Annotated in this window: 13 protein-coding genes; all 13 read left to right on the forward strand. The window is 47.2% G+C overall.

The annotated features are described in order from the left end of the window. Nucleotides 1-261: 261 nt before the first annotated feature. Nucleotides 262-1,377: a cell wall-active antibiotics response protein LiaF gene (gene liaF / locus AK95_RS00015; protein ID WP_071217855.1), complete on the forward strand. Its 1,116-nt coding sequence runs from the start codon at nt 262-264 to the stop codon at nt 1,375-1,377. 5 nt (nt 1,378-1,382) lie between these two features. Then, nucleotides 1,383-2,465, forward strand: coding sequence for a sensor histidine kinase (locus AK95_RS00020; protein WP_071217856.1), 1,083 nt, complete (start codon nt 1,383-1,385; stop codon nt 2,463-2,465). Between the two features lie 18 nt (nt 2,466-2,483). Then, nucleotides 2,484-3,137 (forward strand): response regulator, encoded by a 654-nt coding sequence (locus AK95_RS00025; protein WP_071217857.1) that lies wholly within the window; start codon nt 2,484-2,486, stop codon nt 3,135-3,137. Nucleotides 3,138-3,296: 159 nt separating this feature from the next. Continuing rightward, nucleotides 3,297-4,931 (forward strand): S1C family serine protease, encoded by a 1,635-nt coding sequence (locus tag AK95_RS00030; RefSeq protein ID WP_071217858.1) that lies wholly within the window; start codon nt 3,297-3,299, stop codon nt 4,929-4,931. Nucleotides 4,932-5,060: 129 nt separating this feature from the next. Then, nucleotides 5,061-5,747, forward strand: a complete 687-nt coding sequence (locus tag AK95_RS00035; protein WP_071217859.1) for a response regulator transcription factor — start codon at nt 5,061-5,063, stop codon at nt 5,745-5,747. A gap of 1 nt (nt 5,748) precedes the next feature. Continuing rightward, nucleotides 5,749-7,206, forward strand: coding sequence for a sensor histidine kinase (locus AK95_RS00040; RefSeq protein WP_071217860.1), 1,458 nt, complete (start codon nt 5,749-5,751; stop codon nt 7,204-7,206). Nucleotides 7,207-7,258: 52 nt separating this feature from the next. Beyond that, on the forward strand, nt 7,259-8,209 hold the full coding sequence (locus AK95_RS00045) for a 4-hydroxy-3-methylbut-2-enyl diphosphate reductase (protein WP_071218136.1): 951 nt from the start codon (nt 7,259-7,261) through the stop codon (nt 8,207-8,209). Between the two features lie 486 nt (nt 8,210-8,695). Next, nucleotides 8,696-9,652 carry an ABC transporter permease gene (locus AK95_RS00050; protein WP_071217861.1) on the forward strand — a complete coding sequence of 319 codons (957 nt, stop codon included), beginning with the start codon at nt 8,696-8,698 and terminating at the stop codon, nt 9,650-9,652. A gap of 31 nt (nt 9,653-9,683) precedes the next feature. Then, nucleotides 9,684-10,580 carry a carbohydrate ABC transporter permease gene (locus AK95_RS00055; protein ID WP_071217862.1) on the forward strand — a complete coding sequence of 299 codons (897 nt, stop codon included), beginning with the start codon at nt 9,684-9,686 and terminating at the stop codon, nt 10,578-10,580. Nucleotides 10,581-10,665: 85 nt separating this feature from the next. Continuing rightward, nucleotides 10,666-12,333: an extracellular solute-binding protein gene (locus AK95_RS00060; protein ID WP_071217863.1), complete on the forward strand. Its 1,668-nt coding sequence runs from the start codon at nt 10,666-10,668 to the stop codon at nt 12,331-12,333. 80 nt (nt 12,334-12,413) lie between these two features. Next, on the forward strand, nt 12,414-13,979 hold the full coding sequence (locus tag AK95_RS00065) for a helix-turn-helix domain-containing protein (protein ID WP_311200693.1): 1,566 nt from the start codon (nt 12,414-12,416) through the stop codon (nt 13,977-13,979). A gap of 93 nt (nt 13,980-14,072) precedes the next feature. Continuing rightward, nucleotides 14,073-15,806 carry a sensor histidine kinase gene (locus tag AK95_RS00070; protein WP_071218137.1) on the forward strand — a complete coding sequence of 578 codons (1,734 nt, stop codon included), beginning with the start codon at nt 14,073-14,075 and terminating at the stop codon, nt 15,804-15,806. Between the two features lie 171 nt (nt 15,807-15,977). Beyond that, nucleotides 15,978-17,033 carry a 3-deoxy-7-phosphoheptulonate synthase gene (aroF, locus tag AK95_RS00075; RefSeq protein WP_071217865.1) on the forward strand — a complete coding sequence of 352 codons (1,056 nt, stop codon included), beginning with the start codon at nt 15,978-15,980 and terminating at the stop codon, nt 17,031-17,033. Nucleotides 17,034-17,307: the final 274 nt, after the last annotated feature.

The raw sequence follows: 17,307 nt of genomic DNA on the forward strand, positions 1-17,307 counted from the left end.
AGGCCCCTTAAGGGGTAGCCGAAAAAGTAGTGCGGTTGGCGAACGATTCAATGCCCTTTAGGGCTGGCCAGTAACAAAGGCTTTCAGCCGCAGAGCAAACCACCCGTTCACACGGGTGGTTTTGATTATGGCTCTCCTCCCATTTTTATCCATGGACTCAGTCTCTAGACCGAGATCAACTTCATTCCACCGCCGCTAACCTGTTCATCGCAATATGTTGTACACTGTAGTTAAGAAAAAATAGAACTGGAAGGCAAGGGGATGACCATGAGTAGAAAAGGATGGAGCCAGCTTAGCAACGGATTGCTGCTCATCGGTATTGGTGTGGTGTTTCTTCTAAATCAGCTTGATATGATACATGTGGACCTTGGTTATATATTCTCGACTTTTTGGCCGGTGTTCATCATCTGGTTCGGGCTGCAAAGCTTAATTTATGCCCGTGGAGGAGCACTATGGGGCTCCGTTGTGCCGATCATTATCGGATCTTACTTTCTTGGGAAAAACCTGTATTTGATTGACTTCTCGTTTGGCGATCTGATCAAATATGCGATTCCTATTATCTTGATTGGGTTTGGACTGCAGGTCATTTTCAAACCGAAACCTCATACGCCGCCGCCATCACCGCCAAGTCCGGATGACTTCAGCTCGCATCGTAGCGACCATTACGACATTCCCGATCCGCCTGAAGCGCGTCCGCTGGATTCTTCCCTGGATGAAGAATTCGAACGGAGATTTGGCAAGCCAGACAAGGCTGACAAGTCTGAGAATATCCTGCCCGAGCGCGAACCAGGATCACCGGATTTTCATGAGCAAGGCAAGGGTTACCGCTGGCAGGGACAGCAGCAGGAGCGCCCGCGCCAGGAGCATCAGGATCGCAGCAAGTTCAGAGTTCATGTGGATTTTGACGATAACGGCAAAAGCTACGGCAACGGATCGGATTATAAGGATGAACAGCACCAACATCACCACCATCATCATCAATCTTGGCACAGCCATGATGCGGTGAACAAGTCCTCTTTTATCGGGGACGTGCATATGGGAAAAGATTATTTTCAGCTGAAGCCGACAAATATCTCCCAGTTCATCGGTGATACAGTGCTCGATCTGACCAAAGCTCAAATCCCTTACGGAGAAACGAAAATCAACATCTCGGCGTTTATCGGGGATGTCAAAGTATTCGTTCCGAATGATTCGGATGTCGGCATTCATGTCACGACCAACTCCTTCATTGGCGATATGAAGGTGCTGGAGGAAAGCCGCAGCGGCTTTATGAGCAATGCCGGACTGGAAAGCCCGCATTACAGGGAAGCCGGTAAGAAAATACGAATCACCGTCAGCGTATTTATCGGTGATGTCAAAGTGAATAGGGTAGGATAACCGTTATGATGGGAATATTGAAAAATACCAAATGGGTGATACTGTTTTACTTTCTGTTGATTGGAGCCGGAGTTGCTGTTTTCCTGTATACAGCAAACCAATCCGGCTACATACATATTGAAGATAACCGGCTGTGGGTGTATTACACGGTCGGTGTACTTCTGTTTACGGGGATTGCGGGATACATCGCGGGGCAGCGCATTCAGCGGCCGCTGGACCTGCTCCATCTGAACATGCTGCAGGTTGCCAAAGGAAATCTGAACGTGCGGCTGCCGGCTATGGAAGACGGTTCTTTTGCCAGAGTATATGATGAGTTTAACGGAATGACGGAAGCGCTGGAGAAGAAGATGAAGCTGCTGCAGCGCCTGGGCGAGCAGGATGTCATTGAGAAAGAGATCGCCGCGGAAGCCGCGGTGCTTGAGGAACGACGGCGGATGGCAAGGGATTTGCATGATACGGTCAGTCAGCAGTTGTTCGCGATTCATATGTCGGCTTCATCGCTTCCGGCGGTTCTGAAGAGAAACCCGGAGCACGGCGATAAAGTGCTCGGTCAGTTGATTGAGATGTCTCACGTGGCACAGAAGCAGATGCGGGCGCTGATTGCACAGCTTCGGCCTGTTGAACTGGAAGGAAGAACCCTGGAGGAGGCACTCGAAAGGTGGTTTCCGGATTACTGCCGCCAAAATGGCCTGAAGGGCATGAAGGATGTGGAGCTCTACGGCGGGGTATCCGATGCAATTGAGCATCAGCTGTTCCTGATTATCCAGGAAGCCGTAGCCAACATTGTGAAACATGCCGGTGCAAGCCTTGTCAGCATGTCGCTTCGTGAGGATCAGAAACGCGTTATTTTAAGCATCAGCGACGACGGTATTGGATTTGACGAGGTGGCAGGCAAGCAGGGCTCATACGGGTTGTCCACGATGCGTGAACGGGCCGAAAAGCTTGGTGGCCAGGTCGATATCATAAGCAAAAAGGGTGCAGGAACGACAGTTCGCGTAAACATTCCGCTATTTGAGGCCGAGGGCAATCAGGGACCGGCTGCGGAAGAGAGCAAGGAACAGGAAGAGCTGGCTGAGCCAGTGGAGTAGAGAGGGGACAACATCATTATGGGTACGATTCGGATATTGCTGGCGGATGATCATGATATGGTTCGTATGGGATTAAAAACGTATTTGTCGCTGGATCCGGGATTTGAAGTGATCGGAGAGGCAGCTAACGGCCAAGAGGTTGTTGATATGTTAAGAAATGGAGATGAGGCAGACCGGCCTGATCTCATTCTTATGGATCTGATGATGCCGGTGATGAACGGGGCAGAGACCACGCGTGCGGTCATGTCCGAGTTCCCGGATCAGAAGATTGTGATTCTGACCAGCTTTCTTGAAGATGAGCTTGTGGTTGAGTGCATTGAGGCGGGGGCTGTCAGTTATGTACTGAAAACCGTTTCGGCTGACGAACTCATCTATGCTCTTCAAGGAGCGTTCAGGGGCATGCCGGTCATGACCAAAGACGTGTCGGAAGCACTTACCCGCGGGATCCGCCGACATATGGTGAACGGCGATGATTCGGGGCTTACCGAGCGCGAGAAAGAAGTGCTGCTGCTCATTGCCGAGGGCAAGAGCAACAAAGAGATCGGCGAAGAGCTGCATATCAGCATTAAAACGGTTAAAACCCATGTCAGCAATCTGCTGATGAAGTGTGAGCTGGAAGACCGCACGCAATTGGCGATTTATGCTCACCGTAAGGGATGGGTCAAAATATAGCGCCATCATTCGGATCAGATTCCCTTGACGCCGCTCGGCTTTCTTTTTATCTGCCTTTTAATTGTTTTTAAGGTACTATTAAGGTTTATAGTACACAATAAGAACAGTTAATCAATTAAACCACTTGGAAGCAAGTGATTTTAAATAGGAGGTAGACCTATGGACGACCAAAGAAAGCGCTACGGGTATCCGGATGATGAGGGAATGAACAATGAGTCGAATAACAATGAAGCACCGAGACGTGAGGAAGCATCCACGAAGAATTCGTCTTATTACTATTCTTACGGACCGTTTCAGTCCATACCCAATGAACGCGATGATCAGCAGACGGAGCGACCATATCACAGCCGGGAATCGCAGGAAGTGGAGGTTACCGCTCCGCAGCCGGTTAAACCGGTTCCATCCTCCGGTTTCTCGCAGTCACATTCCTCCGGAAGCCAAGGGGGCGGCGGATCTATGGATTCGATGAAAAGAAACAAAGAATGGAATTACAGCCAGAAGCCTAAAAATTCCGTGAAGACGGTGCTGTTGTCCTTCTTGGCTGGAGTCCTTGTTATTTCAAGCCTGATGTTTGCCGCGGACCGCACGAATCTGTTTACGCCGGATGCGGCGTATTCATCGGAGCCAGCCCAAGAAACTTCAGCTAGCGTTGATGATAACGGCGGAGCTACTACGGCATCGGCCATGATTCCTTCTAATCCGGGCGATGTATCGGCGGTTGTTGACCAAGCAAGTCCAGCCGTCGTGCTGATCGAGACGCTTGTAAACAGCAGCAATCGTCAAAACACGAATCCGAACATGAATGATCCGTTCTGGTACTTCTTTGGCGGCGGACAATCGAGCCAGGGAGGAAATGGCGGAAACGGTGGAAGCAGCAATAACGGAGGTCAGGAATCCCAGCTTCAGCCTTCAGGCATCGGCTCGGGCTTTATCTTTGAGAAGTCGGGATACATTTTGACGAATGAGCATGTGATCCATGGCGCAGATGTGATCCAAGTGACGGTTCAGGGTACCAAAAAGCCTTATGAAGCGAAGCTGCTCGGTTCCAGCTATGAGCTCGATTTGGCTGTACTAAAAATCGAAGGAGCCGATTTTCCATCGGTGCAGCTAGGCGACTCCAACTCGCTGAAGGTTGGTGAATGGCTTGTTGCCATCGGTAACCCGCACGGTTTTGAGCATACGGTAACCGCAGGTGTACTTAGCTCGAAGGAACGCGAGATCGATATTCAAGGAACGAATGGCGAGGATGATCGTAATTATGAGCATCTTCTGCAAACCGATGCTTCGATTAATCCGGGTAACTCCGGTGGACCGCTTCTCAATCTGAAGGGCGAGGTTATCGGGATGAACGTTGCCGTCAGCGCGGAAGCGCAAGGGATCGGATTTGCGATTCCGTCCAGCACGATCAAGGAAGTTGTGGAATACCTGAAAAACAACGAGGAAGTTCCGAAAGAGCCGGTTCCGTTTATCGGGGCGAATCTGGGAACGGTCACTCCGCAAATTGCTCAATCCCTGGGCACCGACGTAACGGAAGGCTCTTATGTTGACGGTGTCGTATTCCGTTCGCCGGCTTATGAAGCAGACCTGCGTCAATATGACATCATTGTAGGCGTGGATGGAACGAAATATCCGACCTCGAAGGATCTGAGTGAATTCATACAATCGAAGAAGGTTGGAGACAAAATTACGCTGAATGTGGTTCGTAACGGCAAGAAAATTGATCTGCCGCTGACGATCGGCGATAAGAACCAATTCGATTTAACCCAACAGCAGCAACAACAGCAACAACCGTAACCCTGGATAGGCGTGACAACAAGCGGAAGGGACCGTTCCCTTCCGCTTGTCTTGTCCTTGAGACGACCGATATAATGGGATTGTAACGTCGTACTAAATTTAACGCTAGAAGATAGAGGAGATGCCGCTATGCGATCCCGGATATTAATTGTAGATGATGATGAGAAGATTATTTCGATGCTGCGCAGGGGACTTGCGTTCGAGGGCTATGACGTCCTGACCGCGTCCAACGGAGCGGAAGGTTTGAAAGTAATTTTGAGTGAGGACCCGGATGTTGTCGTTCTGGATGTCATGATGCCTCAGGTCGATGGATTTGAAGCGCTGCGCAGGCTCCGGGAAGGTGGAAGCACGACACCGGTGCTGATGCTGACGGCGAAGGATGAGGTGGAGAATCGGGTCAAGGGACTCGATACCGGAGCGGATGATTACTTAGTCAAACCCTTCGCGCTGGAGGAGCTGCTTGCCCGCGTACGGGCCTTGCTGCGACGTAGAACCGGGGACGATAGCTCTAACCACCGATTGACCTTCGAGGATCTCGTGATGGATACCGATGCAAGGGAAGTCATTCGCAGCGGGCAAAGACTGGAGCTTACCGCCAAGGAATTTGAGCTGCTGCATCTGTTTATGCAAAATCCGAAGCGGGTGCTGTCCCGCGATTTGATCATGGATAAAATATGGGGCTATGACTACAGCGGGGAGTCCAACGTGCTGGAGGTTTACATCGCCATGCTCCGGCAAAAGACCGAGGAACATGGAGGTAAACGGCTGATCCAGACGATCCGCGGAGCCGGCTATATTTTAAGAGGAGATAACTAGCATGTCCATTCGGTTAAGACTGACAGCATGGTATACCGGCATTTTATTTGTGACACTGCTGATTTTCAGCTCGGCGGTGTATGGCTTTGTCCATTTGTATACGTATGAGGAGTTAAAACAGCGATTAGTACAGGAAGCGAATAAAATCGGTTACACGTCTTCGTCTGTTGCGCTTCTACCGGATCGTTCCTCCGCGCTTAATATGGAGGCAGCTGATCTATACGTTCAGCTTTATACTTTCTATAATGGATCCATCTGGAGATCTGGCAATATGGAGTTCAGTGGTTTGCAATTTGAGAATCCAACTGTAGAAAGAGCGTTAAGTATGACTAAACCCGGAGAGTTTAAACGGTTTTCCTTTAATGGGGTATCCTTCCTTGTATACGAATCCCCAGTTGTTGAAACGAACTCAAGGAAATTATTCGGATGGCTTCAAATTGGTTCCAACACAAGGTTAATCGATGAGACACTTGACCGACTTCAATCCATCCTCATCATGGGATCCGCAGCGACACTAGTCATTGCTTCAACGCTTGGCTTGTTCCTCGCCCGGAAATCCATGAAACCGATCGGCAAGGTCACGGAGGCGGCGGAGCAGATCCAGAAGGGAACCGACCTCAGCGTACGAATTGAATACGATGGGCCAGAGGACGAGATCGGGCAATTGATCGGCACGTTTAACGGGATGCTTGAGAGGACGGAGGGCTTTTACAAAGAGCTTGAAGATGCCTATGCTGCCCAGCGCCGGTTTGTATCGGATGCTTCCCATGAACTACGAACGCCGCTGACCACCATCCGGGGGAATGTGGATCTCCTCCAGAAGATGTGGACGGAAGCCCCCGGCGAGAGAGCGAATATGGACGAAGAAACGATCAAGCAAATCTCGTTCGAAGCTGTGGGAGATATATCCGATGAAGCGAAGCGGATGAGTCGGCTGGTGAACGATATGTTATCTCTGGCACGGGCTGATACCGGCCAGACCTTTGAGCTGGATCCGGTGCCGCTCCAGCCTTTGGTAGAGGAGGTCGCCCGGCGCGCTCATTTCCTCGAGAAAACCGCTGAGTGGCATGTCGGAGAGCTGTCTGTCCTAAACGGTGTTTATGTAGAAGGTAATAAGGACTACTTGCAGCAGATGCTGTTCATCTTTATCGAGAATGCATTCAAGTATACGCCGGAGGGTGAAGTCAGCCTGGATGTCGTCCTGTACAAGGGTCAGGTCGGGCTGCGAATTTCGGATACGGGGATCGGCATGGATAAGGATGAGGTTCCGTTTATATTCGAGCGTTTCTATCGCGCGGATCAGTCCAGAGGCATCACGAGCGGGACCGGTCTTGGCTTATCCATCGCCAAATGGATTATTGATGAGCACAAGGGCTCTGTCGAGGTTGTTACCCGAAGAGGAGAAGGCAGCACCTTTATCGTCTGGCTGCCCGTCGTCTTTGCTCCTCCGCTGGAATAGGTTATAATAGACTGGATACTTTACGTATGACAACGGAAAGCAGGTGAGGATCATCGAAGTCTTGAAAATATCACCGAGAGGTTACTGTTACGGTGTCGTTGACGCTATGGTCTTGGCACGTCAGGCGGCCCAGAATCTGGATCTTCCTCGGCCTATTTATATATTGGGCATGATTGTGCATAACAGTCATGTTACGCAATCCTTTGAGGATGAAGGCATCATTACCCTGGACGGTCCGAACCGGATGGAAATCCTGAGCCAGGTGGAGAGCGGGACCGTCATATTTACCGCACACGGGGTCTCTCCCGAAGTACGCAAGCTTGCGCGAGATAAAGGGTTAACCACGCTCGACGCAACATGTCCGGATGTTACGAAAACCCATGATTTGATCCGGGAGAAGGCAGCGGACGGGTATGAGATCATTTATATCGGGAAGAAGGGACATCCCGAACCGGAAGGCGCGATCGGGATTGCACCGGATCACGTACATCTGATCGAGAAGGAAGAAGAGATCGAACAGCTTCAGGTAAAATCGTCCCGAATCATCATTACGAACCAGACGACGATGAGTCAATGGGACATCAAGCATATCATGAAGAGTCTGCTCGATAAATTCCCGGGAGCGGAGATTCATAATGAAATCTGCCTTGCAACACAAGTTCGGCAGGAGGCGGTAGCCGAGCAAGCGGGCCAGGCGGATTTGGTTATCGTGGTCGGGGATCCGCGCAGCAATAACTCAAACCGTCTTGCACAGGTATCCGAAGAGATAGCCGGCGTACCGGCTCACCGCATTGGCGATGTGACGGAGCTTAAACGCGAATGGCTTGAAGGCGTAGGCAAAGTGGCTGTGACATCAGGGGCATCAACACCGACTCCGATTACCAAGGAAGTCATCGCCTATTTGGAACAGTATGAACATGATCAGCCGGAAACCTGGGAGATCAAGCGCACGGTGAATATGAATAAACTGCTTCCGCCTGTACGGGTGAAGAGCAAGTCATAAGAATTTTAATACAACGGTTGCGATCAATCGCAACCGTTGTATTTTTGTTGATATCGGTGTGTCCTTAATATGATCCCGTCATCGTCATAGTTGACGGCCATATGCTTGGAAGTGTGTATTCTTCCGTTATTAATTGATTAGTATCATTTTTCATGATCACTCGGCTAAATGTTGATAGAGCTTATGGATACTTCCCCTTGTAGTGAATGGTGGAACAACTGTTCATGTGAATTGAACTTGACACTATTGACGCAAGGGGATTTTCTATATGTCCGGGATTAAGATGCCAGGGTGAATTAGAACTACCTGCCCCGTTAAAGGAACTTTTTTGGGGTTTCTATCCCTCCCGTAAGCTGTAAGCGTTTTAATTTTCGATTGAATAATATCATTTTTCGTTGAATAGGCAAATGTTTATATGGGATCATTTATTCTACAATGTTAGACATCAGGTAAACTTCATGGCATAGAACACACGGGGGGTTGGACATGGCACAGATATCCGTAGAACAGAAGACTGTTCCTAAACGGAAGAAAGACAATGGATTTATTCGCTTCTTTAAACAGTGGGATATTCAATTAATGGTACTTCCTGCGCTCGCATTAATTTTTGTTTTCAGTTATATACCGATGTACGGTATTCTGATGTCGTTTCAGGATTTTAATATCTTCAAAGGCATGGGAGACAGCCCCTGGGTAGGGATGAAGCATTTCCGGATGTTCTTTGAGTCTCCGGAGTTTATGAACGTGATGCGAAACACTATCGTAATCAGCTTACTCAAGTTTTTGATCGGCTTTCCAGCTCCGATCCTGCTTGCGCTGATGCTTAATGAAGTTCGCCATATGTTCTTCAAACGATTGGTGCAGACCGTCAGTTATCTGCCCCATTTCTTATCCTGGGTTATCGTATCGGGGTTTGTGGTTTCCATGCTGTCTACCGATAATGGAAGTGTAAACATTCTATTAGAAAAAATGAACTTGATTAAAGAGCCTATTAACTTTCTATCCATTCCTGAATACTTCTGGGGGATATTGGTGACCACAGGGCTCTGGAAGGAAATTGGGTTTTCCTCCATCGTTTACTTGGCGGCTGTAGCGGGTGTAGATCCCCATATGTACGAGGCTGCGGATATGGATGGAGCGAGCAAATTCAGACAGATCTTTACGATTACATTACCGTCCATCATGCCTGTCGTTATCATCTTTATGATTCTGGCAATAGGTAGCCTGCTCAATGCAGGATTTGAGGATATTTTGCTCTTGGCTAAGAACCCTGTTTTAAGAGAGGTATCAGATGTAATTGATACGTATGTTTACCGAATTGGTATTGAAAACTCCCGGTTCTCTTATGCAACGGCTGTAGGCTTGTTCAAAGCGGTAATCAGCGTGATGCTTCTGACCATTGCCAACGTGGTAGCACGCAGATCAGGTAACAGTCTATGGTAAAACGAACATCGTATAGAGGGGAGCGATTAGATTGGTACGTTTAGGATTCGGTGATCGCCTCATGGTGATTATGATCTATGTCTGTTTAGCATTTTTGGCCTTTGTGACCTTTTATCCTTTCTGGAATGCACTTGTAATTTCATTTAACTCCGGAGCGGACACATCGCTTGGAGGGGTTACATTCTGGCCGAGAGATTTTACATTGGAGAACTACGAAATCGTGTTTCAGGATAAACGCTTGTTGAACGGCTTCGGCATATCCGTAGCACGTACGATCATTGGAACGATTACTTCGATTCTCGTAACTTCCATCTTCGCATACGGCATGACCAAGCGCGAACTGATGGGCCGCAAATATTACATGATTATGTGTATCGTGACCATGTATTTCACTGGCGGATTAATCCCAAGCTTCATGCTAACTCGCAGTTTGGGCTTGATGGATTCTTTCTGGGTGTTCATTATTCCCGGTTTGGTAAGTGTATGGAATATGATCATATTCCGAACCTTCTTTGCTGGCTTGCCTAATGGCTTGGAAGAATCGGCAAAAATTGATGGTGCGGGTAACTGGGGAATCTTCTTTAAGATTATCCTGCCATTATCGGGACCGGTTATTGCCACTTTGTCATTATTCACGGCGGTATATCACTGGAATGAGTGGTTCTTGCCTAGTATTTATATCAATAAAGAAGAATTACTGCCGATACAAACGATACTGCGTCAAATATTGAATTCCAACATTATGTCTGAACAGATGAGTAATTTGGACTCAGCCTCTCAGGCCGCATTATCCCGAATGCAGAGTGTGACCACGAAATCTTTGTCCATGGCAACAATGATTGTTGCTACGGTTCCGATCATCATGGTATACCCTTTTGTACAGAAGCATTTTGTTAAGGGAGTACTGGTGGGATCGTTGAAAGAGTAGCACATGTATGGCAAGCAATCCTGTTGTTTGAAGCTTAGCTTTAGACATAAATATCAAGGGGAATTATGAAAGGGGAAATTAGAGAATGAGGCTCAGAAAAAAATCTTTGGCCACATCGGTTACTGCGTTGTTAGCAGCGGCTTTAATGCTGTCAGCATGCAGCGGTGGCACTAAGACAGCTAACCCGACTCCTAGCGACAGTGGAACCACCACACCGCCAACAGAAGCAGCATCAGACAAGTTTGTACTGGGTGAGCAACCGCTTGATTTTAGCTTTTATGGTCACTATGACTGGTACACCATGCCAACATGGGGAGAAGATGCCGCAACGAAATGGATTAAAGAGAATAAAAAAGTCGATGTAAAAGCGGTTAACTCCCAAGGTAATGCTCAACAAAAATTCAACACGATGATTGCTTCCGACGAGCTTCCTGATGTGATTTGGCTGGAGCGGGGATCGGATGTTGAAAAATTGAGAGAAAACGGCATGCTCGTTCCTTACGATGACTACTTGGATAAATATCCGAACTTGAAGGAATGGTTGGGTGAGGCGGGAATCAACATGCTTCGTTCCCCTGACGGCAAGCTGTATCAATTCCCTAACTGGTACACCAGTCAACCGAACGGTAATGCTGGTTATGTAGTCAACAGTAAAATTTATAAAGAGCTTGGCGAGCCTAAGCTGGAAACAACGGACGATTTGACTAAATACCTGGAAGCTGTCAAGGCGAAATACGGAAACTCTGTAGTTCCTTATGAACCAGGTATTGAAGGACAAGGAATTGATGTGTTGTACTCTGCTTTCAAAGAGAATGCAATGACACGTTGGATTACCATTCGTGGTGTGCCTAACGGGGATAAATTGACTTCGATCTTTACGGATCCAACATATCGCGAATCGATGCAATATGCAGCGAAGCTGTTCCGGGATAAACTGATTTCTCAAGATGCATTGACTCAAACCGCTGACCAAATCAAGGAAAAAGTAATGACAGGCCGCGTTGCTGTATATGCAGCTTCCAGCCCGACTGAAAATGCAATGAACGCGCATGCGGAACTCGTTGCCAAAGATCCGGAAGCCGGTTATTTCATGATCTGGCCGATTCATAAGGAAGGTCTGGACAAGAATAAAATCTTCCCGGGAACCTATACTCAACTGGGTTGGAACGTAAGCGTTATTACGAAAGCTGCAAAAAATCCTGAAGCGATCTTTGCTTTCCTGGACTGGTATACAGGTCCTGAAGGTCAAACACTGTTAATGTGGGGACCGGAAGGCGGATATTGGGATGGATATGAAGAAGATGGTATAACGCCTAAGTTTACTGAGAAATATGTTACGGATGCTGCGGGTCTTGGCAAGTTGCAAGCGGAAACAACAAACCTCCAGTGGAACGGAAACACGGTATTTATTGATACAGCAAAAGCGAAATACGAAAGCACATTGCCAGAAGAAGAGCGTAACTGGTCAACTCGTTGGCAGTATGAAATAACTTGGAAAACTCAAGCAAATGCAACGGAATTCATCAATCTTGATCCGGCCCCAGAAAGCGAAGAAGGTATTATCCGCCAGCGTGTAGAAGATATCTACACAGAAGCTAGAGCAAAGGCGCTGTTTGCGAAGGACGATGCAGAAGTACTGGCAGTCTTGGACAAAGCAGAAGCGGATGCTCAAGCAGCTGGATATGATAAACTTCTTGCATTCAAAACAACGAAATGGCAAGAAAACTTGGCTCAAATGAAGGGTCAAAAGTAGAATAACGTAAACCAAAAGGGTATGCTGCATCTGCAGCATACCCTTATCGAAATTTAGGGGAGAGGATACCCATCTATAAAGTGCTGCTGGCTGACGATGAAATATTGGACCTAGAGGGCATGAGGAGCTTTATTCCATGGGAGAGTCTTGGAATGACCGTGGTTGATTCGGTCAATAACGGATTTGCAGCATGGGAAGTCCTGCAACGAGAGGATATCGACATTCTAGTGACGGATGTACGCATGCCCAATATGACTGGTATTGAATTAGCGCAAAAAGCGCTGAAGATACATGATGAATTACAGGTTATTTTCGTGAGTGGTTACCAGGATTTCAGTTATGTTAAACAGGCAATCGCATTAAACGCTTGTAATTACGTGCTGAAGCCCATGGAGGACCAAGAGCTGATTGAAGAGTTGACCAAAGTTCGGATTGAGCTGGACAGGCTCCATGACCGCAAGGAAACAGAACGGGCTTATCAACTGATGGTACCGATTCTCAAAAATCAGTATCTGCTGCAAATTCTCCAGAAGCCTTATGACGGTGCCATGCTGGGTATTATTAAGCGGGAATACCAACTTCATGAGATGAACTGGCCCGTGCGAGTAATATTGCTTGAAGTGGATGATGTCAGCTCCTGGCGGAGCAATCATTACGAGGTCGAGAATCCGAGTGGATTAAATGAGCAGTACTTCACGAGTTTGCATAAGCAGCTGGAGAGTTGCGGATTCAGGCATATATGCAAGGTGACAGATCAGCGGATGGCAGTACTCATGGATACGACAAAAGACAAGGAAGAGGTTCAGTCATTACTGACGGCGCTAGGCCAAGAGTATCCCCTTACCGTGACCGTAGGTGAGGGAGGGACTGCGAATCGGCTTGAAGAACTTCATCCGTCCTACGTTATGGCAGAGGGTGCCCTTGACTATAAAATGTTTCGTGGAAAAGGGAAATGGATACTTTATAACGAAGTGCCGACAGAGGACCGGGAGGACGCCAAAAGCCTCGATATCAGGCTGGACTCTTTATTTACCGCTATGACGAATTATGAGATCGTCAAGATCCACGATGAGATCGAAGCCATACAACTGCTAGCATCCAATATCCGCTCCAAATTTACGGTTCGAAATCTTGGAGTATACATTATATTGAAGTTGGACGCGCATTTGCATACGATGCATGAAGACCTGTTTCGGATGCTGGGAATCGAACTGAAAAACCTCGATGTACTCTTGCAATTTGAAACGATGGACGATATTTTCTCGTGGTTAAGAATGAAAGTCTTTGAGATATCGGAGCAATTGAAATTTCGCAAATCGTCCAAGAATGGACGCCTTGTTGAGGAGATTATTGATAATATACGAGAGCGGGTTCACGAGAATATTACGCTCCGGGATATGGCGAACCGTTTTTCCTTTTCTCCAAACTATCTAGGTGTTCTGTTTAAGGAAGAAACCGGTTATAATTTTAGTGATTATGTCATCAAGATTCGTATGGAGCGAGCCAGAGATCTATTAGTCAGCACGAAACTTAAAATATATGAAGTGGCTTCTCAAACAGGTTACCAGTATTTGCCCTATTTTAGTCGTCAATTCAAAGAGATGTATGGAATGACACCATTGGAGTATAGGCGTAAACACTCTTAACATACTACTATACCGCTTGTAATGAGGTTGTGATTAGGTTTGGCGGGGAAATTCGAGCGTATCCGGGTCAAGATACCATTTGGCTTCAAATTAATGATTTCTTACTGTGTATTCATCATAATACCGGTATTGCTTGTAGGAAATATCGCGAACCAGGTATTTATCAAATCGATTAGAGAACAAACGTATAATAACATTCAGGGTACCCTGCACCAAATGAGTGATAATATTTCGTATAAAATGGAAGACATCGTCCGCGTTTCCGACATGCTCTACTTTGATTCGTCCTTTAATAACCGACTGCGTTATTCAGAAAGTACATGGGTAAGTTACGATACGATGGTCAATGTCCTGATTCCGAAGTTGGAAACGGCGATTAACACAGCGAACTCCAAGATTTGGCTGTCTATTTATTTACGGAATGAAGAGTTAAGGGAAATTTATAATAATTATAGTTACTCTGATCCGCTTGAATCCAACACGCGTTTATTTGATATATATCAGTATGAGCGTCTGGTGGATAAGACCTGGTACAAGCTCTACCCTCAAGAGGAAAACTATGGATCGACGCTGGAATGGAAGCAGGTTGAAAATGATGCGGGCAACGGTCGCATTTCACTTTTGCGCAGGCTGATCGACATCAGTTCTATACAGCTGCAAGAGATTGGATTCGTGCGAATCAATGTCAGTCTAGAAGATATGTTCGAAAGCATGGATTATAACAAAATTGGTGATGGGACAGCGTTATATTTGTCGGATTCGCAAGGCAGAGTCATTCTTTCTTCAGGCGGGGTACAGACAACCGTGTTTAAGGAGAACGAGCTGCGCAATAATGGAGACTTGCTTATTCGTAAGCCGATTCCCGTGCTCGGCTGGAATCTTATCGCTGTCGTTCCTGCAGAAATCGTGGAAAAAGATACGGTGAAAATCCGGAACCTCACCCTGCTTATTTGCCTCATTTGCATTGCTATATTTTTTATAGTCAGCATCGTAATATCCAAGTACTTCAGCTTACGCGTATCCAAGATCGTCTCTGTTCTGGATTCTTTTCAGGAAGGTGCATTTCATAAACGGGCTCAGTTCAAGGGAAATGATGAGTTTACACATATCGCTTCGGCCCTGAATGATATGGGCAGCAATATCGGCAAGCTAATTAATGAGGTGTATCTGGCCGACCTTCAGAAAAAACAAGCGGAACTGGAGTCGCTGCATGCACAGATTAATCCGCATTTCCTATACAACACCCTATCCTCCATCAGCCGTCTGGCGCGGTTTGGGATGCTGGATAAGCTGCAGCGCATGGTGATGGACTTAGCGAAGTTTTATCGCCTGTCTCTTAATGACGGCCGGAATATCATCTCTGTGAAGAATGAGTTGGAACAGGCTCAGGCATATGTGGATATTCAAAAGATTAAATACGACGAACGCATGCAGGTTACTTATGATTTTGAGCCGGAAGTGGTCCGGTATGAAACCGTAAAATTGATTTTGCAGCCGTTTATCGAGAATGTGCTGGAGCATGCCTGGACCGGGGATTATATACATGTTCGAATTACCGCCAGAGTGCTGGAAGAAGTGCTTGAATTTAAAATTATCGATAATGGAGTCGGGTTCCCGCCCGGCAGAGTTCTGGATAATACGGGTGGACAGGATCTAACGAATGCGGGATACGGCATTCGGAATGTGGATCAACGAATCAAACTTCACTATGGCAGCGAATACGGGGTTACGTTATTCAGCCGAGCCGGTATTGGAACAACGGTAAGAATTGTGATACCGCTCGTGAAGCGAACCGTAGCAGAAGGACGCAGCAAAAAATTGATGTAACAGGTGATCTATATCTCCCGGCGTGCAGGCTTGAAGAATGGGCTTGACGAGGGGAGATATTTTCTGTATATTTACTTTATCGGTTAAAAGCATAAAAGCTTAAAAGCGAACAAGCGCGAAAGTGATTATTAAACAATCGAATTGGAATATATTCAGAAAGAAGGTTTTATTATGATCGTTATTACATCCAATCAAATATCAGAGGAACAAGTTCAGCATATTGTAAGCGAGATTGAGAAGGAAGGACTCCAGGCTCATGTATCCAAGGGGGCGGATCGTACCGTGATCGGGCTGATCGGCAGCGTAAACCCGAAGCTTGCGGAGCATCTTCGCCAAATGAAGGGCGTAGAGAATGTAGTTAAAATCTCCAAGTCCTACAAGCTTGCGAGTCGTGATTTCCATCCGGATGATACCGTCATTGATATTAAAGGCACCAAGATTGGCGGCGGCAATCTGGTCGTTATGGGTGGTCCATGCGCCGTGGAATCGCCGCAGCAGATTGACGAGATTGCACAGCTGGTTAAGGCAGCAGGCGGACAAGTGCTTAGAGGTGGCGCGTTTAAGCCTCGCACGGGTCCATACAGCTTCCAGGGCGTTGGCGTCGAAGGTTTGATCATGATGGCGGAAGCCGGGCAAAAACACGGCCTGTTGACGATTACGGAGGTTATGACGCCCGAATACGTGGATATATGTGCGGAGTACGCCGATATCCTGCAGGTGGGTACCCGCAATATGCAAAATTTCGATCTGCTTCGGAAATTGGGCACCTGCGGCAAGCCGGTTCTGCTGAAAAGAGGTTTCAGTGCAACCTATGATGAATTCCTGAATGCAGCGGAGTACATTCTTGCCGGCGGCAATCCGAATGTCATGCTCTGTGAACGCGGAATCCGAACATTCGAAACTTACACCCGCAATACGCTGGATTTATCTGCCATCCCTGTTTTACAAGGGTTGAGTCATCTTCCGGTCATCTCTGATCCGAGTCATGGAACGGGAAGACGCGAGCTAGTGGAACCGATGTCCAAGGCATCCGTGGCGGCGGGGGCAGACGGCCTTATTATTGAGATGCATACAGATCCGGATAATTCCATGACAGGTGACGGGGTTCAATCCCTGTTCCCGGATCAATTCGCCGCACTGCTTAAAGACTTGGAGCAGCTGGCCCCACTGGTAGGCAAAAGCTTTGCGACTGCCAAAGCGCCTGCTTCTGAATTTGCGCGCGTATAGCATTTGATTAGTAACACTTGCAACCACGGGGGTGCGTTAAGAACCTGGTCAAGGTTCACCATTTCCTTAAATCTAATTGAGAAGACACCTGCAAAGAGCTTGCAGGTGTCTTTTTTCTGAGTTTACATTAACTGGTTTTCTATGTCATATAAGTTAACATTGTTTTCAAAAATACCTTACATAGGTATTGACGTCAGGTTATCTCCCGGCATATAATGACGAAAAGAAATCGAAAGATTATGAACATTGTTAAGCTGTTTAAGTCTTAATGTTC

Source organism: Paenibacillus sp. LC231 (assembly GCF_001860525.1).
Classification (GTDB): domain Bacteria; phylum Bacillota; class Bacilli; order Paenibacillales; family Paenibacillaceae; genus Paenibacillus_AQ.